The 23,944-nt window shown below is 49.5% G+C and carries 19 protein-coding genes; 10 read left to right on the top strand and 9 right to left on the bottom strand.

Translation table 11 applies throughout. The features are described 5' to 3' along the window. Positions 1–97 precede the first annotated feature (97 nt). The 4 genes from RDN79_RS14655 (at position 98) to RDN79_RS14670 (ending at position 4,134) form a co-directional block, all read left to right on the top strand. On the top strand, positions 98–1,024 hold the full coding sequence (locus tag RDN79_RS14655) for a Mur ligase family protein (protein WP_122298488.1): 927 nt from the start codon (positions 98–100) through the stop codon (positions 1,022–1,024). Then, entirely contained in the window at positions 1,021–1,569 is a 549-nt protein-coding gene (locus RDN79_RS14660; RefSeq protein WP_298549743.1) for a DUF4924 family protein, read from the top strand. Before RDN79_RS14655 ends, RDN79_RS14660 begins: the two co-directional genes overlap by 4 nt. A 6-nt stretch (positions 1,570–1,575) precedes the next feature. Then, the gene (rfbD, locus tag RDN79_RS14665; RefSeq protein WP_298549742.1) at positions 1,576–2,436 is read left to right on the top strand and encodes a dTDP-4-dehydrorhamnose reductase; all 861 of its coding nucleotides are present in this window, start codon (positions 1,576–1,578) and stop codon (positions 2,434–2,436) included. A gap of 117 nt (positions 2,437–2,553) precedes the next feature. Continuing rightward, a complete protein-coding gene (locus RDN79_RS14670; RefSeq protein ID WP_298549740.1) occupies positions 2,554–4,134 on the top strand; it encodes a peptide chain release factor 3 in 1,581 nt (526 codons plus the stop codon). A 90-nt stretch (positions 4,135–4,224) separates the two neighbouring features. Here the strand turns inward: RDN79_RS14670 and RDN79_RS14675 are convergent, their stop codons facing one another. The 6 genes from RDN79_RS14675 to RDN79_RS14700 form a co-directional block, all read right to left on the bottom strand. After that, positions 4,225–4,353, bottom strand: a complete 129-nt coding sequence (locus tag RDN79_RS14675) for a hypothetical protein (RefSeq protein ID WP_293731162.1) — start codon at positions 4,351–4,353, stop codon at positions 4,225–4,227. 5 nt (positions 4,354–4,358) lie between these two features. Beyond that, complete coding sequence (locus tag RDN79_RS14680) at positions 4,359–4,604, bottom strand: DUF6722 family protein (protein ID WP_186931464.1); 246 nt, start codon at positions 4,602–4,604, stop codon at positions 4,359–4,361. 79 nt (positions 4,605–4,683) lie between these two features. Then, positions 4,684–5,376, bottom strand: a complete 693-nt coding sequence (locus RDN79_RS14685) for a YjjG family noncanonical pyrimidine nucleotidase (RefSeq protein WP_298549767.1) — start codon at positions 5,374–5,376, stop codon at positions 4,684–4,686. Next, a complete protein-coding gene (locus RDN79_RS14690; protein ID WP_298549738.1) occupies positions 5,376–6,248 on the bottom strand; it encodes a hypothetical protein in 873 nt (290 codons plus the stop codon). The genes RDN79_RS14685 and RDN79_RS14690 overlap by 1 nt, the downstream gene beginning before the upstream one ends. Positions 6,249–6,266: 18 nt before the next feature. Next, positions 6,267–6,977 carry a 16S rRNA (cytidine(1402)-2'-O)-methyltransferase gene (gene rsmI / locus RDN79_RS14695; RefSeq protein ID WP_298549736.1) on the bottom strand — a complete coding sequence of 237 codons (711 nt, stop codon included), beginning with the start codon at positions 6,975–6,977 and terminating at the stop codon, positions 6,267–6,269. Between the two features lie 16 nt (positions 6,978–6,993). Beyond that, on the bottom strand, positions 6,994–7,695 hold the full coding sequence (locus tag RDN79_RS14700) for a hypothetical protein (RefSeq protein ID WP_298549735.1): 702 nt from the start codon (positions 7,693–7,695) through the stop codon (positions 6,994–6,996). Positions 7,696–7,919: 224 nt separating this feature from the next. Between RDN79_RS14700 and dxs the strand changes: the two genes are divergently transcribed. The 3 genes from dxs to RDN79_RS14715 are packed head-to-tail and all read left to right on the top strand — an operon-like array spanning position 7,920 to position 12,674. Then, positions 7,920–9,824 carry a 1-deoxy-D-xylulose-5-phosphate synthase gene (gene dxs / locus RDN79_RS14705; RefSeq protein ID WP_298549733.1) on the top strand — a complete coding sequence of 635 codons (1,905 nt, stop codon included), beginning with the start codon at positions 7,920–7,922 and terminating at the stop codon, positions 9,822–9,824. Between the two features lie 29 nt (positions 9,825–9,853). After that, positions 9,854–11,191: a Trk system potassium transporter TrkA gene (gene trkA / locus RDN79_RS14710; protein WP_298549732.1), complete on the top strand. Its 1,338-nt coding sequence runs from the start codon at positions 9,854–9,856 to the stop codon at positions 11,189–11,191. A gap of 28 nt (positions 11,192–11,219) precedes the next feature. After that, positions 11,220–12,674 carry a TrkH family potassium uptake protein gene (locus RDN79_RS14715; protein WP_298549731.1) on the top strand — a complete coding sequence of 485 codons (1,455 nt, stop codon included), beginning with the start codon at positions 11,220–11,222 and terminating at the stop codon, positions 12,672–12,674. A gap of 32 nt (positions 12,675–12,706) precedes the next feature. Here RDN79_RS14715 and RDN79_RS14720 read toward each other — a convergent pair whose 3' ends face one another. The 3 genes from RDN79_RS14720 to RDN79_RS14730 all read right to left on the bottom strand — a co-directional run bounded on the left by RDN79_RS14720 (position 12,707) and on the right by RDN79_RS14730 (position 14,291). Next, the gene (locus RDN79_RS14720; protein ID WP_298549730.1) at positions 12,707–13,048 is read right to left on the bottom strand and encodes a type II toxin-antitoxin system RelE/ParE family toxin; all 342 of its coding nucleotides are present in this window, start codon (positions 13,046–13,048) and stop codon (positions 12,707–12,709) included. Continuing rightward, complete coding sequence (locus tag RDN79_RS14725; protein ID WP_298549729.1) at positions 13,018–13,254, bottom strand: hypothetical protein; 237 nt, start codon at positions 13,252–13,254, stop codon at positions 13,018–13,020. The genes RDN79_RS14720 and RDN79_RS14725 overlap by 31 nt, the downstream gene beginning before the upstream one ends. Before the next feature lie 230 nt (positions 13,255–13,484). Continuing rightward, a complete protein-coding gene (locus RDN79_RS14730; RefSeq protein ID WP_298549720.1) occupies positions 13,485–14,291 on the bottom strand; it encodes a DUF4469 domain-containing protein in 807 nt (268 codons plus the stop codon). 195 nt (positions 14,292–14,486) lie between these two features. Between RDN79_RS14730 and ruvA the strand changes: the two genes are divergently transcribed. The 3 genes from ruvA (at position 14,487) to pstC (ending at position 23,943) form a co-directional block, all read left to right on the top strand. Continuing rightward, positions 14,487–15,080 (top strand): Holliday junction branch migration protein RuvA, encoded by a 594-nt coding sequence (ruvA, locus tag RDN79_RS14735; RefSeq protein ID WP_298549719.1) that lies wholly within the window; start codon positions 14,487–14,489, stop codon positions 15,078–15,080. A 36-nt stretch (positions 15,081–15,116) separates the two neighbouring features. After that, positions 15,117–22,589, top strand: coding sequence for a cell surface protein SprA (sprA, locus tag RDN79_RS14740; protein ID WP_298549718.1), 7,473 nt, complete (start codon positions 15,117–15,119; stop codon positions 22,587–22,589). A 163-nt stretch (positions 22,590–22,752) separates the two neighbouring features. Beyond that, positions 22,753–23,943 (top strand): phosphate ABC transporter permease subunit PstC, encoded by a 1,191-nt coding sequence (gene pstC / locus RDN79_RS14745; RefSeq protein ID WP_298549716.1) that lies wholly within the window; start codon positions 22,753–22,755, stop codon positions 23,941–23,943. Position 23,944 lies beyond the last annotated feature (1 nt).

Consider the following 23,944-nt stretch of genomic DNA (forward strand, 5'->3'; position numbering starts at 1 on the left):
AATTATACTTTTTCCTACAAAGATAGGGAAGTTTTTTCTTTCGAACCCGTGCGAAGGGTAAATGAAATTGTGTACATTTGCAGGCAAAATCTGAGTGATGCGAAAAGTTCATTTAATCTCCGTAACCGAGCCTCTGTTGTTTGACTTAGCCTTGGCTATTCACCAAAAAGGATATGAAGTAAGCGTATCCGGTGCCGGACTGGTTGATACGGTTCTTGCCAGACTGGAAAAAGAAGGTTGTACTTGTCATGGAGACGGATGGTTCCCGGAGAGATTAACTAAAGATATACATTTTGTGGTATTAGGGGCCGCAGTCCGGCAGGACAACCCCGAATTGATACGCGCAAAGGAACTGGGATTATTAGTGCTTTCGATACCTGAATTCATCTTTCAGCGGACGAAAGAGAAGACGCGGGTCGTTGTTGCCGGCAGCCGGGGAAAGAAGACGATCATCTCGATGATTGTCTGCGCCCTGAAGCGGCAGAAACTTGCGTTCGACTATGCGTTGACCAGCGAAGTCCCCTTGTTGCCCGACCGTGTGCATCTGAGCTACGAAGCCCGGATCGCGATTATCGAGGGGGACGAGCATGTCACGTCTGCTTTGGAGAAACGGTTCCAGTTGGAGTTCTATCGTCCGCATATCGCTATTCTGACCAATCTGATGTGGACTTCCGCGACCGACCATGCCACGCCGGAGGCCTACCACACGACTTTCCGTACGTTCGCCTCTTCTATCGAACGCGGGGGAAAGCTGATCTATTTCGATGGTGATCCGGTTGTCAAACAGCTTGCGCAAGAGGTTCGCGAAGACATCACAGCCATGCCTTACGACCAGCATGTCGTGGTCGAGAAAGAGGGAAAGACCTATCTGCAGACTCGCTACGGGGACTTCCCCGTCTATATTCCGGACCGCTTTTTCCTGATCAATCTGAATGCTGCCCGCCTGGCTTGCCGCCAGTTAGGTGTAAAAGATGCGGACTTTTATCAGGCGTTATCCGAATATAGTGTATCTTTGCAACCATGATTATAGCAAGACAAAAAAGAAAAGAAAACATAGCCGAATATCTGTTGTACATGTGGCAGGTGGAAGACCTGATACGTGCCAACAACTTCGATATGGATTCGATCCGCCGCACGATCGTGGACCGCTACGACCAGCCGGACGATGTGAAGGAAGAGATTGCCAAGTGGTATGAGGAACTGATCGAGATGATGCGTTCCGAAGGGGTGATGGAGAAAGGACATATCCAGTTGAACAAGAATGTGATCATTGCCCTGACCGACCTGCACCTCCGTCTTCTGAAGTCGCCGAAGGAAATGGTGTACGGGGCGGCTTATTATAAGACACTCCCCTTTATCGTTCAGCTCCGTGCCAAATCGGGCGGTGAGGACTTGCCTGAGCTGGAAACCTGCTTCAACGCTATCTACGGTTTCCTGATGCTGAAGATGCAAGGGAAGGAAATCAGCCCCGAAACGATGGAGGGGATCAAACAGATCAGTTCGTTCCTGGCGCTACTGGCCGAGAAATATCGTGAAGATATGAACGGGGAACTGAAATTAGAAGAATAAGACAAGATGAAAACGATTTTAGTAACTGGTGCTAACGGGCAATTAGGCAATTCGATCCGTCAGCTGTCTGCCGGATATCCGCAATTTGCATTTGTGCTTACGGATGTCGATACGCTTGACATCTGCGATGCTCAGGCAGTGGATGCCTTTGTCAGGGAGAAGCAAGCCGACTACATATTGAACTGTGCCGCCTATACGGCTGTGGATAAGGCGGAGGAGGAGGAAGCGCTTTGTCGACGTATCAACCGGGATGCCGTACGGAACTTAGGCGAAGCGGCGCGTGCGGCAGGAGCGAGAGTGATCCATGTCTCTACCGATTATGTGTTCGACGGTACGAACTATCTTCCCTATGTGGAAACGGACAAGACTTGTCCGGCTTCTGTCTACGGGCGTACGAAACTTGCCGGTGAACAGGCTTTGCAGGAAGTTTGCCCCGATGCGGTCATCATCCGTACGGCATGGCTTTACTCCGAGTTCGGTACTAATTTTGTCAAGACGATGTTGCGGTTGGGAAATGAACGGGAGCAGTTGTCTGTCGTGTTCGACCAGATCGGTTCGCCGACGTATGCGGGGGATCTGGCGGCGGCTATCCTGGCTGTGTTGGTGCGGGCCGAGGAAGGTGCATTCGTTCCGGGTATCTACCATTTCTCCAATGAAGGCGTTTGCAGCTGGTATGACTTTGCGGTGAAGATCATGGAGTTGGGTAATGCTCCCTGCCATGTCCTCCCGATCGAGTCCAAAGATTATCCTGCAAAAGCAGCCCGCCCGCATTTCAGCGTCTTGAACAAGGCGAAGATCAAAGCAACCTATCGCATCAGCATTCCCCATTGGGAAGCGAGCCTGCGGACTTGCATCGCCCGTTTGTAAGATACGTATCTTGTTAGGCGCAGACGGGCGTCTCGTCAGGCTAAGACGTACATCTTGTTGGAACAAGATGCAAATCGACAGAAGTAAGAATAATAAAACGAAATAAGAGACATAACAATGAGTCAGTATTCAGAAGAGATTGAGAGAAGAAGAACGTTTGCTATTATCAGCCACCCGGATGCCGGTAAGACGACTCTTACCGAAAAGCTGTTGCTGTTCGGAGGCGCCATTCATGTGGCGGGGGCCGTCAAATCGAACAAGATCAAGAAGACGGCGACTTCCGACTGGATGGAGATTGAAAAGCAGCGTGGTATCTCCGTCGCAACCTCCGTGATGGCTTTCGACTATTCCGGTCATAAAATCAATATCCTCGATACGCCCGGTCACCAGGATTTCGCCGAAGATACGTTCCGTACGCTGACGGCGGTGGATAGCGTGATCATCGTGATCGATACCGCAAAAGGTGTGGAAGCCCAGACCCGTAAGCTGATGGAAGTCTGCCGTATGCGCAAGACTCCTGTGATCGTGTTCGTCAACAAGATGGACCGCGACGGTAAGGACCCGTTCGACTTGCTGGACGAGATCGAAGAGGAACTGCATATCCATGTGCGCCCGTTGAGCTGGCCGATCGACATGGGACAGCGTTTCCGCGGCGTCTATAATATATATGAACAAAAGCTGAACCTCTATACTCCGAGCAAACAGTATGTGACGGAGAACATAGAGTTTAAGGATATCAACAGCCCGGAACTGGAAAACTATATCGAGCCGGGACAGGCCGAAAAGCTACGTTCCGATATCGAACTGATCGAAGGTGTTTATCCCGAATTTGATGTCGAGACATATCTGAAAGGGGATATCGCTCCCGTATTCTTCGGTTCCGCCCTGAATAACTTCGGGGTGAAAGAGTTGCTGGATTGCTTTATCAACATCGCTCCTTCTCCCCGCCCCGTATCGGCTGTGGAACGGGTGGTCGATCCGGAAGAGGATGCTTTCTCCGGCTTCGTCTTCAAGATCCATGCCAATATGGATCCGAACCACCGCAGTTGTATTGCTTTCGTGAAGATTTGTTCCGGACGTTTCGAACGGAATGCGCCTTACAAGCATGTACGTTTTGGGAAGACATTCCGTTTCAGCAGTCCGACGGCTTTCATGGCACAGAAGAAGGAAGTGGTGGACGAGGCTTTTGCCGGCGATATCATCGGCTTGCCCGATACCGGCAACTTTAAGATCGGCGATACGTTGACTTCCGGTGAAGAGCTTCACTTCAAAGGATTGCCGAGCTTCTCGCCGGAAATGTTCAAATATATCGAGAATGCCGACCCGATGAAGGCCAAGCAGTTGAACAAGGGCATCGAGCAGTTGATGGACGAAGGCGTCGCCCAGCTCTTCACCAACCAGTTCAACGGACGTAAGATTATCGGTACGGTCGGACAGTTGCAGTTCGAAGTGATCCAGTACCGTTTGCTCCACGAATATGGCGCACAGTGTAAGTGGGAACCGATCAGCCTCTATAAGGCTTGCTGGATAGAAAGCGACAATGTCGCCGCCCTCGAAAACTTCAAACGCCGCAAGGCCCAATATATGGCGCTCGACAAAGAAGGCCGTGATGTCTATCTGGCCGATTCCGGCTATGTGCTGATGATGGCGCAACAGGATTTCCCGGATATCAGGTTCCACTTTACTTCGGAGTTTTAGTGGGAGAAGCATATAAAAAACGGGGAACCGGCTGAAGATTGATCTTCATCGGTTCCCCGTTTTCTTGTTTCTTTATGTTGTCAGTACGATTTATTCCTTATCTTCATCATCCCCTTTCAGCCATCTTCTGCCGGAGCGAGTACGTGAAGTCCACCAATACAGGATTAGTACAATAACTGTTCCTGTAATATTGATCATTGTCATCATGTCTATTTTCATTGTACTTATCGTTTTAATATATAATTAGCATATTTACTTAATGCAATAGTAAAACAAAAGCCTGAAAGAACTTTCATCCAGTTTTCCATATTACTTACATCCGAATAGAGAGGTAATATTCCTCCCAATACAATTGCGGCAAAAATAAGTTTTGCCAGATCATAGACGAACTTGCCTAAGTTCTCTATTCGTACCTTTTCCTTATACCTTAATTCTTCTCTGAATTTCTGTTGTTTGCTGAATGTTCCCATAGTTAGTTTATTTGGTTGCTATTCAAAAACGAATAGTAAGGACAAATATATAGTTTATCTTTGATAATCTGTAGATAATCTACAAAATCTTTTCGATTTCTTTTAAAGAGCCGACCGTGTAAGTCGGTATGAATCCTTTTGCCGGCAATCCTTCCGGGTTCAGCCATAGCTGGTCGATTTTGGAATTGTGGGCACCGATAATGTCGGCTTCCCAACTGTCGCCGATCATGAGGCTTTCTTTACGGCGGGAGTTGGTGTTTTTCAGGGCGAAATCGAAAATACCCTTATGAGGTTTCTGGATGCAGGCGTCCTCAGAAAGGATCATCCTTTCGAAGTAGGGGGCCAGGCCGGAATTGCTGAGTTTCTTGAACTGGACTTCCCGAAAACCGTTGGACAGGATATACATGCGATAAGAGGGACGCAGGTATTCCAATAGCTCGATCGCCCCCGGCACCAACCGCGTCTTCCGGGTGGTACGTTGCAGGAAGTCGTTGTTGATCGCCAATACCGACTGTGTGTCTTCTATTCCCAGCGGACGGAGCATATAGCGAAAACGTTCGATGATCAATGTCTGGCGGTCTATTTCATTGTTGCGGTACTGTTCCCATAGCAGGTTGTTATGCGGCCAGTAGATATCGAAGAAAGCCTCGAAGGAGGCATAATACCGGTCAAAGTGGTGAGCGGCATATACTTCTTCGAGGCATTCCTTATTATTATGGTACGTGTCCCAAAGGGTATCGTCCAAATCAATAAAAAGATTTTTATATTTCATCATCCAACTTCAATCACCAAATACTTGCCAAGACTCCAGAATGCTTTTTCATCTGTGATCTTCAACGTCATATTGCCGTCTTCGTCCTTTACAAATTCGTAAGAACCTTCCGGGTGATTGGATTTCAGTTTTGCCTTACCTGCAAACAAAGGGATTTCCTTCACTTCGCGAATATCGATAGAAATGAAATAATCTTTGTTGAAGCCGCTCTGTAACACTTTGGATTTGGCAAACAAGCCTCCGCCGGAAAGGATTTTCTGGTCTTTCAGCTCTTTAGACGTGCCGAAGCAATAGTAGGCAGTATGAAGTTTCTTGTCCTGCTCCTGCAACTTCTCGGATTGAGCCGCAGTTGTAGTGGACAAGTCTTCCACATCTTCGTTCAAAGAAGCAACCATTTCATCCAATTCCTGGATGCGAACATTCTTCTTCGCCAGGTCTTCCTGTAGCGTGACAATCATATTGGCTTTCTGGTCAAGTTCGGAGGAAAGGCGGCTGATCGTCTTCCTTAAAGCGGCAGATTGTATTCCGCTTTTTTTCAGTTTCTCTTCCAACTCACTGATCTGCTGTTTGTTCTTTTTCAGCGTTTCGCTGATCAACTGCATGTTTTCTTTGATCTGTTCGCGGCTGCTCTTGTTCAGATCCCCTTTTTGCTGCTGTATGTTGAGATAATTTTCTGCATCACGGATAGACTGGATATCAGCCTCTACGTCGTTGAGGGTACCGAGTATTTCATCCATCTCGGCATTACTTTTGGTGTTTTCGATTCTCAGAGAGTCGTTTTCTGCTTTCAGCTTCTTATATTCTGCTGAATTCTGTCCGCAGGAGGCCAGCATGGCTGTGCAAATCGTTGTTGCAATCAATACTTTCTTCATGTTCTTTCTGTTGTTACGTTAAACTTCTGTTCCTGTCTCTGTTTCTTTGTCCTTTTTATCTTTTAAGCCTGCTAATATTATAACAATTTCACCTTTCGGTTCGTTCACGGTAAAGTGAGCGATGACTTCTTCCAGCGTGCCGCGTACGGTTTCTTCGTGTATCTTCGATATTTCACGTGATACGGAAACAGGGCGGTCATTCCCGAAGAACTCGGCTAACTGTGTCAACGTTTTGACCAACCGGAAAGGTGACTCGTAGAAAATGATGGTGCGATATTCCGTCGAGAGTTCTTTCAGGCGCGTCTGCCTTCCCTTTTTCTGGGGAAGAAAACCTTCGAAGCAGAATTTCTCATTGGGCAATCCCGAAGCGACTAATGCCGGGACAAAAGCCGTGGCTCCCGGCAGGCATTCCACTTCTACACCCTGACGTACACATTCACGTACCAGCATAAATCCGGGATCGGATATCGCGGGAGTACCGGCATCCGACACCAATGCGATGTTTTCGCCGGCCTTGATACGGGCAGCCACCTGCTCGACCGTTTTATGCTCGTTGAACTTATGGTGCGACTGCATCCTGTTTTGTATTTCGAAATGTTTAAGCAGGATACCTGTAGTACGTGTATCTTCCGCCAGAATGAGATCGGCCTCTTTCAGCACGCGGATTGCCCGGAACGTCATGTCTTCCAGATTCCCGACGGGAGTAGGTACTACTGTTAATTTTGCCATACTTATTCTCCGTTCTTCAGAGAAAGCGTTTTTCAAGCAGCTTGATAAAGTCTGCTACCGCTTCATCTTCTATGTTCCACTTTAATTCGTTATTCAAATATGTGATCGAGTCTTCATACGAATGAAGATCGTTCAGGTCGTTGATCGCTTTGTTCATCCGTGCCTCATCCCCTCCGAACAGTTCGCGGCGGAAACGAAAACGGTCGTTCAAGCTGAATGCCTTACGGAAATCCGAAAGGTTTTTCTTTTCCAACAGGTCGTTGAGGAATAATCCGGGACGCTCTGCGGGGATTACTTTGCCGGGGGCTTCCACGACAGGAGCCTCCGGTTCTTCAACGGGGGTTGGCTCCGATTTGTGAGGGGCTTCTTTTTCTGCGGGAAGTTCCTGTTTGATTTCCGGTTCTTGGGCAACAGGTTCCGTTTCTGCCGGAATGGGGACGGGAGCTATGATCGGTGATTCCTGTAGCGTCTGTACCGGGACGGCAACCGATGGGGGAATTGACTGGATCAAAGCCTGATGCTCTTCCATCTGTTTGCGTAGCATTTCGATCTGGGCCGTTTCCAAAGCATGCAGATCTTTCAGGATCTTATGCGTGAGGTCGAAAGTCTGGCCGAAAAAAGACACCGGATACACTTCTGCATCCCGCATCCCGGCAACCAATGTTTCAAGCTCCCGGATATCCAGAAGCAGGTAATCTATTTTTTCTTTATTTGCCATTATCATTATTATTGCAACAAAAATAGCTATTTCTTATATACGTAACGTATTTATTGTATGAAATATTGTTATCCCTTTCGTTGCAAGGCTGCCGTCATGAAAAACGGTCATGTCCGTCTGGAGGGAAGAAGCGGCTTAATTGTGTCATACTGCTAAAGAATGACATACTAAAACTATTTTATCTCCCGTTAATTCTTTACATTTGCCACAAAATTATAGCGGTTATGACAGAATGCAAGGATGAACACATATTAAATTCCATTGATTATCCGGAGGATTTGCGCAAGTTGTCCCCCGACAAATTGGGAGAGGTATGTGCAGAGTTGCGTCAATATATAATAGATGTACTATCGGAGAACCCCGGACATCTCGGGGCAAGTCTCGGCACGGTAGAGCTGACGGTTGCACTACACTATGTTTTTAATACTCCCTACGACCGTATTGTATGGGATGTGGGGCATCAGGCGTATGGCCATAAAATACTGACCGGACGTCGGGAAGCCTTTCATACACTTCGAAAATTCAAAGGAATAAGCGGTTTCCCTAATCCCCAGGAAAGTCCCTATGACGCGTTTGTTGCCGGACATGCTTCAAATTCCATATCGGCGGCTATGGGCATGTCGGTCGCTTCTGCCCTGAAGGGGGAAAAGGACAGGCACGTGATAGCTGTGATCGGTGATGGGGCCATGACGGGTGGTTTGGCGTTCGAAGGCCTGAACAATGCGTCGGCTAATCCGAATAACCTGCTTATCATTCTCAATGATAACGATATGGCGATAGATCATGCAGTCGGTGGGCTGAGCCAGTATCTGGTGGATATCACGACCAGTCAGACGTACAATAAAATGCGTTATGACGTGTACCGGGGACTGCGCAAGATGAAGCTGATCAATAATGACCGCCGGGGAAACATCCTTCGCTTCAACAATAGCTTGAAAGCATTGCTCACGCAACAACATAATCTGTTTGAGGGATTCAGTATCCGCTACTTTGGCCCGATCGACGGACATGATGTCGATTATATGATCAAGGTGCTGAATGATATAAAAGATATGGAAGGCCCGAAGCTGTTACATATCAAAACAAAAAAAGGCAAAGGATTCAAGCCGGCTGAAAAGTCAGCGACGGAGTGGCATGCACCGGGGCTGTTCAATAAGGAAACAGGTGAGCGGATCATTGTCCATAAGCTGAATGAGCCCCAGCTTTATCAGGATGTTTTCGGGCATACCCTTGTCGAGTTGGCCGAAAAGGATGAGCGGATCGTGGGAATCACTCCAGCCATGCCGACGGGATGTTCCATGACTTATATGATGAAAGCCTTCCCGAAACGGGCCTTTGATGTCGGGATTGCCGAAGGGCATTCGGTAACCTTCTCTGCCGGACTCGCCAAAGAGGGGATGATCCCTTTCTGCAATGTCTACTCTTCTTTCATGCAGCGGGCCTACGATATGGTGATACACGATGTCGCCCTCCAGAATCTTCATATGGTGATCTGCCTGGACCGTGCCGGTTTGGTAGGCGAAGACGGGGCGACGCATCACGGGGTGTTCGACCTCGCTTATCTGCGTCCGGTCCCGAACTTGATTATCTCGTCCCCTTTGAATGAGCTGGATTTACGGAACCTGATGTACACCGGATATAAGGAAAGTAACGGCCCGTTCGTGATCCGCTATCCGCGCGGTAAAGGAGAAATGGCGGATTGGAGGAATGAGATGCGTGTGCTTCCGATCGGGAAAGGCAAGAAACTCCGTGATGGGGATGATATTGCGATCTTGTCACTCGGCCCTATCGGCAACGAAGTGATAAAAGCCATAAAGGAGGCGGGTGACGGCATATCGATCGCCCATTACGATATGATCTATTTAAAACCGATGGATGAAGAGTTGTTGCATGAAGTCGGTCAGAAGTTCAGCCGTGTAATCACTGTCGAAAACGGTGTGATCAGAGGTGGATTCGGCAGCGCTGTTCTGGAATTTATGGCGGATAACGGTTATACCCCGCAGGTGAAGCGGATCGGTGTGCCGGATGAGTTCGTCGAACACGGGCCGATTCCCGAACTGTATAAACTATGTGGCATGGATGCCAAAAGTATTGCAGGAGAAATAAGAAAGATGGTTATCGGAGGATAATATATCCTCATAATTAATCTCTATATAAAATGAAAATTATTATAGCCGGAGCCGGTGAAGTAGGAACCCACCTGGCAAAAATGTTATCACAGGAGAAGCAGGATATTATCCTGATGGATCCGAATGAGGAGCGTTTGAATTTTACGAATTCAAGCATGGAGATCCTTCCTATGGTGGGGAATCCGACATCCATTCGGGACCTGGAAGAAGCCGGTATCAGAAAGGCCGACCTGTTTATCAGTGTCACGCCGGAAGAAACGACCAATGTGGCAGCCAGCATTCTGGCGTCTAAATTAGGGGCGCGTAAGACGTTGACACGTATCAACAATTACGAATACCTGCTCCCTAAAAACAAGGAACTGTTCGAAAAGATGGGGATCGATTCCATGATCTACCCGGAAATGCTGGCAGCTAAAGAAATTGTCACGGCCGTCAAACGCCCGTGGACCCGTCAATACTGGGAGTTGTTCGGAGGCGCCCTGATCCTGATCGGTGTAAAGGTGCGCGATAATTCCCGGCTTGTGAACAAACATCTGTCCGAGCTGCTGAACGAACAGAAACTCTATCATATCGTTGCCATCAAACGGCAGAACGAGACCATTATCCCCCGTGGCACGGACCGTATAGAATCGGGAGATATCGTTTTCTTCACAACGACCAAAGGCCATATCGAAGATGTCCGGCTGCATGCGGGCAAGCGGGATCCCGAAGTGAAGAAAGTCATCATTATGGGAGGCAGCCGTATCGCGATCCGTACCTGCCAGTATCTCCCGAACAATATCCGTGTAAAAGTAATCGAGACAAACAAAGACAAGAGCCACCGCATAGCCGAGGTCGTTCCCGGAAATGTCTTGATCATCAACGGAGACGGACGTGATACCGACCTGTTGATGCAGGAGGGGATCAAAGACGCACAGGCATTTATCGCACTGACGGATAATTCGAGCACGAACATCCTGGCCTGCCTGGCCGCCAAACGTGCCGGAGTATTCAAGACCATTGCCAAGATCGAGAATATCGACTACATACCTTTGGCGGAAAGCATGGATATCGGTTCGGTGATCAATAAGAAACTGATCGCCGCCAGCCATATCTACCAATTCCTGTTGGATGCAGACGTGTCGAACGTGAAATGCCTTACTTTTGCCAATGCAGATGTGGCGGAACTTGTCGCCCGTCCCGATTCGAGGATTACCCGTAAGCAGGTAAAAGACCTGAACCTTCCGAAAGACTTGACGCTGGGCGGATTGATCCGTGACGGCGAGCCGATGATGATCAAAGGTGATACACATATCCAGGCCTACGACCACGTCGTGGTGTTCTGCCTGGATACGGCCATGCGTAAATTGGAGGACTACTTTAATTAATTGACAAGGGGCAATTGACAATTGTTATATGCTGAACATTCGTTTTATAATTAAGATGTTAGGGATGATGTTCATCCTGGAGACGTTGTTTATGCTGGCAGCGACGGCAGTCGCTTTCCTATATGAAGGAAACGACTTCTATCCGCTCCTCCAGTCGAGCGGTATCATGTTCGGAACGGGAGTCCTTTTTACGCTGATCGGGCTACGGGCCAACGAACATACGGCCGGGCGGCGTGAGGGGATGCTGACCGTCACTTTGACTTGGGCTCTCTTCTCCCTCTTAGGGATGCTGCCATTCTATTTAGGCGGGTATATAGATAATGTGACGGATGCCTATTTCGAAACGATGTCCGGTTTCACGACGACAGGCTCTACCATATTGACCGACATCGAAGCGCTTCCGCACGGGATCTTGTTCTGGCGAAGCCTCACGCAATGGCAGGGCGGTATCGGGATGATCGTGTTTACCGTAGCCTTGATGCCGATTCTCGGCGGCGGGGCCACCCAGATGTTCAATGCCGAGACTCCGGGGATCACGCACGAACGTTTCCGCCCGCGTGTCACCCAGGTTGCCAAGCGCCTGTGGGGCGTCTACCTGTTCCTGACCATTGTCCTTATCGGCCTCTTGTGGGCGGGGCCGATGAACCTGTACGACGCCGTCAATCATGCACTCACCTGCATTTCTACCGGCGGCTATTCGACGAAGAATGCCAGTATCGCCTACTGGGACTCTGCCTATATCGAATATGTCATTACGATCTTCATGTTTATCGGGGCGACCAATATCACCCTGATCTATTTCTTCTTCAACGGGAAGCCCAAGAAACTGTTTACGGATGAAGAGACACGCTGGTTCTTCTGGTTCGTGCTGATTATCACGGCGATGTCGACGGCCTGGATCATGTATAAGGGCATCGTGGACGATTTCGGCACGGCTTTCAGGGAGGCGGTATTCCAGGTTGTGACATTGGTGTCTACCTGCGGTTTCGCAACGACCGACTACATCCCGTGGGGACCGTTCTTCTGGCTGCTGGCACTGGTTCTGATGGTGGTATGCGGTTGCGCGGGTTCTACCTGCGGAGGGTTGAAGATGGGACGTTTCGTGATCCTGACCAAGAACCTCTTCAATGAGTTCAAGAAACAGACCCATCCTCATGCCATCATCCCGGTGCGGATGAACGGGCATGCCATATCCGGCGATGTCGTCCACCGGGTGCTGGCTTTTGCCTTTGCTTATATAGCGTTGATCTTTGTCAGTTGCATGGCACTGATGATCGACGGGATGGGGTTTGAAGAAACAATAGGCGCTGCCGTATCCTCGATCAGCAACGTCGGGCCTGGCCTGGGAAGTCTCGGCCCTGTCGGCAATTATGCCGAAGTGCCGACCGTATCGAAGTGGTTCTTGTCTTTCCTGATGATGGTAGGCCGTTTGGAGATATTCACGGTGCTGACGATCTTGTTGCCGGGGTTCTGGAAACAGTGAAAGAGGCTGTGTCAAAAGCCTCTTTCTATATGTTACTCTATATGGATCTGCCTGGTCTGCTTTATTTTATTCATACTGGATGCGGCATGGATAATGTCTAACACCTCAATACGCTTTTCACAAATACGGTAGATAATCAAGTGAGAATCCAGAATAATGTTCCGATACATACGGCTTTTCGTGGCAAGGTGGCGGCATTCGGGATAATAGGGATAAGCCGTTTTTAAATCGCGAACGGCATGCTCTATCGTATCTAAATAACGGTGAGCCTGGAAATAGCCAAACCGTTCGAGTCCCTCCTCCATCACATGAATAATACTTGCCTGAAATTTGATGGAGGTTATTACAGGTTTCTCCCTTGTTCTCTCATCCATCCCCGTATGTTATTGAAACATTCTTCAACGGAGATGAACGGGCCTCGTTCGATCTCATGGATATGTTCCCAGAATTCATCCTGGGTAGCATGGGTTGGTCTGTTGGGATTCCACTTGCTTTCATTAGGCAAGGCTTGGCTTCTCCGCAGTCTGCCGGGGATGGCTGGCTGGTTGGCTTTGGATGAAAGGTTACTTAATTTTGTCATAGTTGTAATTTGTTATAAATTAATACTGTGGCAAATATATACAATAAATCGGGAAGGACCTAATAAACCGAGAGGGTGTATCAAATTTGTTTTCATTTATAAGTAACCAGGCCTTTGGATAATTGGTATGCCAATGCTTAGCTTAATTGGCATATCCATGCTCAAGTGAATTGGTATACCAATGCTTGGTTAGATTGATATACCAATTCAGGTAATATATTGACGAGCGGTTATAATTCACCCGGACGTTCCTCTTCTCCCCCATTCGGGACCGGGGTCCCGTCGGTACATTTCAGTTGTTTGTCGCTGAAAGCCATACGTGGCGCTTTCAACAGTTGTGTCGTATTACCGCTTGAGCTTGCCTGCGTGACATGCACCAACCGATACATCTTCCCGATCACAAGCCCCGCCGGGACCATAAACATCAGGCGTTTCGGTTCGTTGTTGAGGATGATGGAGGCCTTGATGCGGGTATCGTCCGAAGCGCCTGCTTCCTGGAGGTAGATGCCGACCGAAGGGTCGTCACCCTTGATGGAGAGGTTCACGCCTTTGACTTCGAGCACCTGTGCGGAGGTGACGCTGAGGTTCACTTCGCCGTTCACGGTGTTGATGATGGTGTCCATCTGGGCGAAGTGCTGGGCGGGGCCCATGTTTTCGACCATTGTTTCCAACATCGCCTTGCGCACTTCGGGGCCTACCGCCATCGAGGCGGTCACCTCATGCTTCGGACGCGTGAAAGGCTCGTTTGCGGAGTTGAACACGCCCTTCGTGCCGAAGCGGAGGGTGAAGTAGTCGTAGTTGATGTTGTTGCCTTGCAGCCCCATCTCGACGCCTTTTTCGGCGATGAGGCGGAAGTTTTCGATCAGTTTCTCTTTCGAGTCGGTCGTCACGCCGCCGTTGACGACGAGTTGCGCCAGGTCGTCCAAAGAATAACTCATGCCGCCGATTATATTGAGCGTATAATCGTTCTCATCGGCAGTCAGGCTGTTGGGGACTGTGTTGCCTCTGAGTTTGCCCGGTTTTACTTTTTTAGCCATAATGATTAGCTTTAATGTTAATACTTGATGCTTCCACTTGATGAAACGACTGGTGGAAACGTTGTTTTTCCAGTCATTTGCAAAGATAAGATTTTTAATATAAGATCAAAGCTATTTTTTCCCTTTTACATATATACGCTTTTATGTATTTTTGCGTTATAATAGGTACGAATCATTAATAAGACCAGACAAAAGATGATAGAATACATAAAGGGGGAAATCGTTGAACTGACGCCTGCCGGCATGATAATCGAATGTGCCGGGATCGGCTATGAACTCTCCATATCCCTGAATACATATAGCTTTTTCAATGGGAAACAAAACGGGAAGGTCTACGTCTACGAGGTGATACGCGAAGACGCCCACCTGCTGTTCGGATTTGCCGGACGGGAGGAACGCGAACTGTTCCTGATGCTTACCAGCGTTTCAGGCGTAGGGCCCAATTCGGCACGGATGATCCTCTCCTCCCTGTCGACTGCCGAACTGGTCCGGGTGATCGCCGACAAAGACGAGGCGACCCTGACCACGGTCAAGGGGATCGGCACGAAGACGGCCCAGCGCATACTGGTCGACCTGAAAAACAAGGTGAAGCCTCTCGAAGGGCTGGCAGCGGCAAAAGGCACGCCGGCTGCCGTAGCCGGCGGAGCGGTGGCCGAAGAAGCGGTGGCGGCATTGGTGATGCTCGGATTCCAGAAGGCCGCCTCGCAGAAGGCTGTCCATACGATCCTCAAAGGCTCGCCCGCCCTGGCTGTCGAACAAGTGATAAAAACGGCATTGCGGATGCTTTAAATATTGACAATTGGCAATAGGCAATTGACAATCCTGATGAGAAAAATACTAAAATACATACTGGTAACAATTCTACTTTTCAGTGCGGGGCTTTATTCGTTGAATGCAGGCTACCTGTCCTACGCGATGTCGTTGCCGGACCCCGACCCCGAGCTGCCGGTCGTGCCGGACGATACGGTCCCGAAGGTGCGGACCCGTTTCCCGGTAGCCAAGACCGTGCCGGAAGAATACCGGGACCTGACCAAGCAGTCGCCTGCCGACCTGAAGACGCCGGACAATGTGAAGTCGGTGGTCGAATACGATATCAGGACCGGGACGTACGTGGTCCGTACCAAGTTAGGCGATGCCGACCTGACCACCCCCATCTCGTTGACTCCCGAAGAATACCAGGACTATAGTTTCCAGAAATCCGTCCAGTCCTACTATCGCCGGAAAAACGAGGAGGAGTTCCAGAAAGCGGCCAACAAGCAGTTCAGCCTGACCGACATGCAGTTCAATATCGGTGCGGCGGAGCGTATCTTCGGGCCGGGGGGCGTCCGGGTGAAAACGCAAGGATCGGCCGAAGTGGAATTAGGCTTGAAGCAGAATAAGACCAAGAACCCGTCTCTGCCGGAACGCGCCCGCAACCGTACCTTCTTCAATTTCGACGAGAGCGTGCAGTTGAATGTGCAGGCATCGGTCGGCAGCAAGGTCAATTTCGATATGAACTATAATACCGAAACCTCTTTCGACTTCGACTCCAAGAAGTTGAAATTGGCTTATACGGGTGAGGAAGACGAAATCATCAAGTCGCTCGAAGCCGGTAACGTGAGCATGACGACCAGCAACTCCCTGATCAACGGGGGAGCCGCCCTGTTCGGTATGAAAGCGGACCTACAGTTCGGGAAGCTGCGGGTCAACGCCTTGTTTGCCCAGCAGGAGTCGGAATCGAAGACGGTCAGCTCAAAGGGGGGCGTGCAGACGAAGCCTTTCGAACTGACGATCGACCAGTATGACGAGAACCGCCATTTCTTCCTGTCGCACTATTTCCGTGACCGCTATGACGAGGCGGTGAAGAACCTGAATACGATTTCTTCTCCCGTCACGATCAGCAGGGTGGAAGTTTGGGTGACAAACAAACGGGCGACTTACGACCAGGCGCGTAACGTGGTCGCTTTTGCCGATCTGGCCGAACATGCCAATATCTCGAATACGGCCCTCGTTTCTCCTTCAGGGGCGCTGTCTGTTCCCTATAATAATACGAATACATTATATAATACGCTTAACCAGCAATTTACCGGCGCCCGTGATATCAGCACGGTGAATCAGGCATTGGGGGGAACCTTCGTCAACGGCACGGAGTATGAAGAAGTCGAAAGCGCCCGTTTGCTGGATGCATCCGAATATACGGTCAATACGAAATTGGGATATATCTCGCTGAAAACACAGTTGCAGGCGGACGAGGTGCTGGCCGTCGCTTACAATTATACCTATTCGGACGGGAAGACCTACCAGGTGGGCGAGTTCTCGACCGACAATCCTTCTTCGGCAGCCTCCTGCCTGTATGTGAAGTTGCTGAAAGGGATCACCATGTCGCCCGATATGCCTTTCTGGGACCTGATGATGAAAAACATCTATTCGTTAGGAGCCTATTCCGTCCAGAAGGAGAAGTTCAAGCTGAATATCATGTACCAGAGCGATACGACCGGTACGTATGTCAACTATTTGCCGGAAGGGGCGATTGCCAACCAGATCCTGCTCAGGGTGCTGAACCTGGATAGCTACGATTCCAACAATCAGCCGCATCCGGATGGTATATACGACTTTATCGAAGGGGTGACCGTCCTCTCCGATAACGGCAAGATCATCTTTCCGAGCGTGGAACCGTTCGGCTCCTATCTGCGTAAGAAGATCAACAATGATGCGATTGCCGACAAATATGTGTTCCAGGAACTCTACGACTCGACATTGACCGTCGCCCGGCAGATTGCTGAAAAGAACAAGTTCAAACTGGAAGGGGAATACAAAGCCTCTTCGGGCGCCGAGATACAGTTGGGCGCTTCCAACGTGGCGCGGGGTTCGGTCAAGGTAACGGCCGGTGGGGCGATATTGACCGAGAATGTGGATTATACCGTCGACTATACTTCCGGCGTGGTGACGATCCTGAACGAAAGCATCATTTCCGCCGGTACGCCGGTCAGCGTCTCGCTGGAAAACCAGACGGCCTATAATATGCAACGCAAGACCATGATGGGATTGGACCTGAACTACCAGTTCAATCCGAACCTGATGATAGGCGCCACCATCATGCACATGTCCGAAATGCCGTTGACCACCAAGACGACGATGGGCGACGAAGCGATCAAGAATACGCTTTGGGGTGTCAATATGGCTTATAAGGGCGAGAGCCAGTGGCTTACCAACATGTTCGACAAGCTGCCGTTGCTGAACCTGAGCAAACCGAGCCAGATATCTTTCAATGCGGAGTTCGCTCATTTGATCGCCGGGCATTACGAAAACAAGAACACGGGCGGATACTCGTATCTGGATGACTTCGAGTCGACACAGAGCAATTTCGACCTCTCCGACCCTTACCCCTGGCAGTTGTCCAGCGTGCCTTATGACGACGGTACGCCCCAGCTGTTCCCGGAAGCCGGGCTGACCAATAATATCGATTACGGGAAAAGCCGCGCATTGCTTGCCTGGTACACGATCGACGGATTGTTCACGCGCAAGAATTCCTCTTTGCGTCCGAAGTATATCACGACAAAAGATCTGTCCAACCATTATGTCCGTGCCATCGAGACGAGAGAGTTGTTCCCGCAACGGCAGCAAAGCATGAGTGAAAGCAATACGCTGACGGTCTTGAATATGGCTTACTATCCGCAGGAACGCGGTCCGTATAACCTGGATGCCGATAACATCAATCCGGACGGGACATTGCAGAACCCGGAAAAGCGTTTCGGTGGTATGATGCGCAAGATAGACCAGAGCGACTTCGAGACGGCGAATGTCGAATATATCGAATTCTGGATGCTCGACCCGTTCATCTATGACCAACAGGCCGCAGGCGGCGACCTGTATTTTAACTTGGGTGAGATATCGGAAGACATATTGAAGGATGAAAAGAAGTTCTTCGAGAACGGATTGCCCATCGATGGCGATACGTCGAAGGTCGATTATACGGTTTGGGGTAAGGTTCCCAAGCAGCAGAGTACGGTCTATGCATTCGACAATACGGCAGGTGCACGCCTGTTGCAGGATGTCGGCCTGAACGGTTTATCCTCGGAAGAAGAAAAGGAATATCCGGCTTACCGGGAGTATCTGGACAAACTGCGCCAGAAACTGAATGCGGCAACCCTTGCCGAGATGGAAGGAGAAGACCCGTTCGGATTGTCACCGTTCAACGATCCGGCAGGTGACAAGTTCCACTATTTCCGTGGTTCGGACTATGATGATCATCACGTTGATATCTTAACCCGTTACAAACGTTACAACGGGACGGAAGGGAACTCGAAAGATATCAACGATTCGGGCGAGCGCTACAGCACTTCTTCCAAGACTGTGCCCGATGTGGAAGACATCAATCAGGACAATACGCTGAATAAGAACGAAAAGTATTTCGAATACAAGGTCAGGATCACTCCGCAGGATACGGTTGTCGGTGAAAACTTTATTGCGGATAAACGTACCTCATCGGTAAGACTGGCGGATGGTACGACTGAATCCGTCACTTGGTATCAGTTTAAGATTCCGGTGAAGCAATACCAGCGTCGTGTGGGAGCGATCAATGATTTCAAGACGATTCGTTTCATGCGTATGTATATGACCGGATTTAAGGAATCGGTCGTATTGCGTTTCGGTACGTTGCAACTGGTACGTGGCGAATGGCGATCCTATGAACAGGATTTGTCCGATCCGAAGATGCCGCCCGCAGTGAAGGGCAAATTGGAAGTCTCGACTGTCAATATCGAGGAAAACAGTGACAGGGATCCGGTCAGCTATACATTGCCTCCTGGGGTCAGCCGCGTACTGGACCCGAGCCAGCCGCAGATCCGTCAGGAGAACGAACAGGCGCTTTCTTTGAAGATAACGGACCTTGCCGCTCAGGATGCACGTGCCGTGTATAAGAATACGAATTACGATTTGCGCCAGTACAAGCGCTTGCAACTCTTTACACATGCAGAGGCGCCGAAATTGGATATATATGATTTGAAGAATGGGGATCTTTCGGTCTTTATCCGTTTGGGTTCGGACTACAAGAACAACTATTACGAGTATGAAATCCCGTTGAAGTTGACTCCGCATGGGGAGTATAACTATAATAATACGGAACACCAGGAGACCGTCTGGCCGGCGGAAAACATGTTTAATTTCCGTTTGGAGGTATTGACCGATTTAAAACTGGAACGTAACCGGCAGAAGCGTTCCGGAGAGAACGGCGTATCCTTCCAGACCGTCTTTATGGGGAGAGATCCTGATTACGATAATAAGGGAGAAGGTTCAAGGATCATCCGTGTCAAGGGGAATCCGAGCCTTGCCGAAGTGAAAACAATTATGATCGGTGTGCGTAATACCCGGAACGAAATAAAGAGCGGGGAAGTTTGGGTGAACGAATTGCGCCTGACCGACTTCAATGAAGAAGGCGGATGGGCAGCCAATGCGAATCTGAATGTCGCACTTTCCGACTTGGGCACAGTGAATGTGGGCGGGCGTATCGAGACGGCCGGTTTCGGCGCTCTCGATCAGTCGTTGAACGAACGCCGGATGGAGGATTTCAAGCAATATAACGTGGCGACCTCTATCGAATTGGGTAAGCTGTTCCCTGAAAAGGCGCAGGTCAGCATCCCGTTCTATTATGCCTATTCGAAGGAGACATACGATCCGAAGTACAATCCGCTGGATCAGGATATCAAACTGAAGGATGCGATCGATAAGGCGGAAACGAAAGTAGAGAAGGACTCGATCCGCAGCTATTCGCAGGACAGGACGGTTATCAAGAGCGTTTCGTTCAATAACGTGCGTGTGAATATCAAGAGTAAGAACCCGATGCCTTACGATCCGGCAAACTTCACGCTCGGATATTCATACAGTATTAATGATAAGAAAAATCCGGAGACGGAATATGAGACGACAAAGGACTACCGCGCCAATTTTGCCTATAGCTATATGCCTTATGTCAAGCCGATCAAGCCGTTCGACAAGTTGTTGAAGAAAAACAATGGCTATACGCGCTATGCCAAGCAGTTGGCGTTCAACGTGGCTCCGTCTATCAACTTCCAGACAGCCATGATGCGTAATTATTACGAAATAAAATTACGCGACCTGACAGGGGCGGCAACCGGTGTCACCAACGATATCCCCGTGACGTTCAGCCAGAACTTCTATTGGGATCGCGCTTTCAGCTTGAACTGGGCTTTTACGAATAACCTGAATATAACGTTCAGTTCCGGAACGAACGCCCGTATCGAAGAACCGTATGTGCAGGTGAATAAGGAGTTGAATCCGGACGGTTACCAGCTATGGAAAGATTCCGTAAAGAAGAGCATCGCCGACCTGGGAACGCCGATGAAGTATGACCAGCAGTTTATGGCGACCTGGCAGTTGCCGTTGCAGCTGATCCCGGTTCTGGATTGGACCAATGCTTCCTTGAGCTACAATGCTACTTATAACTGGGACCGTGGGGCGACGGTTAGCGAAGATATCGAGATGGGTAACACGATCAAGAACCAGCGTCAGTTCGATTTGCAAGCGAACCTGAACCTGTTATCCCTCTACAACAAAAACAAATATCTGAAGAAGATCAACCAGAAGTTCAACAATACCCGGGCTACGGCTAAAAAGCCGGAGAAGAAGAAAAAGCCGAAGCTGGAGAAGGAGGTTGTCCTGAGCCCGGATAGTGCTACGGTTGTCGAGCATGGTATGTTTACAAAGAAAGTGCAAATCACGGCCAGAAGGACAGACGGGCGTGTGTACAGAGTCAAGTTCAAGCCGATCAACTTTGCGCAGGTCAAGATTTTGAACCAGGACACGGTACGCCTGAAGCTGACGATCGTACCGGGGCCGGCTCCTACCGAGGATTTCCTTTACAAGGCTTTAGAACACAGTGCCCGTTTCCTGATGATGGTCCGCCGTTTCAATATCCAGTTTACGAACTCTGCCGGCATGATGTTGCCCGGTTTCCGTCCGGAGATCGGTGATATCTTTGGACAGGGACGTTCTTCATTCGGACTGTCTCCGGGGATCGGTTTTGCTTTTGGTGACGTGCGCCGCAGTTATATCGACGAGGCGTATGAAAAAGGCTGGCTGATTACGGATACCGAAAGGGACGTAAATGCCGCCGTCATGACCAGTACGAAGAATCTGAATATACGGGCGAGCCTCGAACCGATCGCTGGATTGAAGATCGACTTGACGGCTCTTCGCAACGATACGCGTAATACGGAAATACAATTTATGTATGAAGGCATGCCGGAAATTATGGGAGGTAACTTCACCATGACGACGATCGCGCTGGGAAGTACCTTCGGAGGCAGTGGCAATGCCATGAACAACTATTCTTCGAAATCCTTTGAGAAGTTGTTGGCAAACCGCGAGATCATCGCCCAGCGTATCGAAGGCAAATATTCGGGCTTGAAATATCCGGATGTGGGCTTTATCCATGACAAAGGTCTGGGAGGAATGCCGTATAATCCGGGAACCGACAATGTGAACGGCGTCAACCGGAATTCGGCGGATGTCCTGATCCCTGCATTCCTGGCCGCTTATACCGGTAAGAACCCGAAGAAGGTCGGCCTATCGGCTTTTCCCTCCTTGAGGAGCATGTTGCCGAACTGGCGCGTTACTTACGACGGGTTGATTAAGATTCCGACTGTCAAGAAATATTTCAAGAACGTGACGTTGAGCCATCAGTACCGTTGTTCCTATTCGGTAGGCGCTTTCACTTCCTTCCTGAACTGGGTGGATGCCGGACAGGACGGATTGGGATATATCCAGTCGATCCTGAACGATAACCCGACACCGTCGTCTCCTTATTCGATTTCGTCTGTCAGCCTTACCGAAGCATTTAGTCCTTTGTTGGGTGCGGATGCAACCTTGTTAAACAACGTGACGGTTCGGGCGGACTATTCGACTACCCGCAATTTGAGTTTGAATACGACATCCTACCAGTTGGTTGAAGCGCTTTCTAAGAAAGTGACGATCGGTCTGGGTTACAAATATGCCGAGTTTAACAAGCTATTGAAGATGAAGAAGACGCGTGATTTCAGCAATGACCTCACCGTCCGTCTGGATTTTTCATACAACAAGATGCAGTCGTTGATCCGTAAAATCGACACGCAGCTGACGCAGGCTACCAGCGGTAACATAGCAAAGACCATCTCGTTCTCGGCTGATTACGGTTTGAGCCGTGCGTTGACGGTCCGTGCATTCTATGATATCCAGATCAACGAACCGTTGATATCGAGTGCTTCTTATCCGACTTCAAACTCAAACTATGGTATCAGCCTGAGATTCTCCCTTGCACAGTAGTCCAGACTGGTAAATCGTCATTTGATTAGTTCAGTTTTTCTTAAATATGAACTATTTTTTGAAATACAAACGCAACGACATCGTAACACCTCATTCACCTCCATGTAATCACTTCGTAATACCTGTTTCGTTCCTTTGCAGGTAGAATAAAAAGGTAAACAAAGTGAGAAAGTTTTTCGAAAAGAGTATTGAAGGAGGATTGCTTATCAGCGGAAGCATCAGCAGTTTTGCTATTTTGCTGATCGTGTTCTTCCTGTTTAAAGAGGCCGGCGGCCTTTTCAATGCTCCGGCCACAGAAGAAGGGTATGTTCTTGCCGTAAATAAAAACAACGATGTCGGAAAATTATCACCAGAGAAGATCATGGATATCTTCGACGGCAATATAACCAACTGGAAAGATATCAACGGGATGGATCAGGAGATCCTGATATTCCGCTTCTCCGATCTGACCAACTATTATCCGGAGGAAGAACTGGGCGACGAGTTCCAATATGTCCCACAGAAGATCAGTGAACTGGTGGCGAAAGAGCCCGGTATCATCGCATTCTTCCCTAAACAATATTTATTGGAAAACGATTTCCAAGGAAAAGTCCTGCCCGAAGAGAAGATCACATGGGGGGAATTCTTCGGAGGGACGAAATGGTATCCGACCTCCACACCCGCCCCGATATTCGGATTGATCCCCTTGCTGTTAGGGACTTTGCTGGTCAGTATCGGTGCAATCGTCCTTTCACTTCCTTTCGGAATCGCGGTAGCCATTTACATGGCCGAAATAGCGAATAAGCGGACACGCGACCTCCTGAAACCGGTCATCGAGTTGCTCGCGGGCATCCCGTCTGTCGTCTATGGTTTCTTCGGCCTGGTGGTGATCGTACCGCTTATCCAGAAAACCTTCAACCTGCCTGTCGGCGAGACGGCATTTGCCGGCAGCGTGGTCCTGGCGATCATGGCGCTCCCTACGATCATCACCGTTGCCGAAGATGCCATGCGGACGACACCCCGCGCCATGAAGGAAGCAAGCCTCGCCTTGGGGGCGACCCAATGGCAGACGATCTATAAAGTAATCATCCCGTACTCCATTTCCGGTATTACATCCGCAGTCGTGTTAGGTATCGGACGTGCGATAGGCGAGACGATGGCCGTCCTGATGGTAACCGGAAACGCGGCTGTCATCCCAACTTCCTTCTTCGAGCCGGTGCGGACCATTCCCGCGACGATCGCCGCCGAATTAGGTGAAGCTCCCGCCGGAGGCGCACACTACGAGGCCTTGTTCCTGCTCGGCGCCGTCCTCTTCCTGATCACGTTGATATTGAGTATCTCCGTCGAGTATATTTCATCTAAAAGAAAAATCTGAT

The organism is uncultured Parabacteroides sp., from assembly GCF_902493135.1.
Classification (GTDB): domain Bacteria; phylum Bacteroidota; class Bacteroidia; order Bacteroidales; family Tannerellaceae; genus Parabacteroides.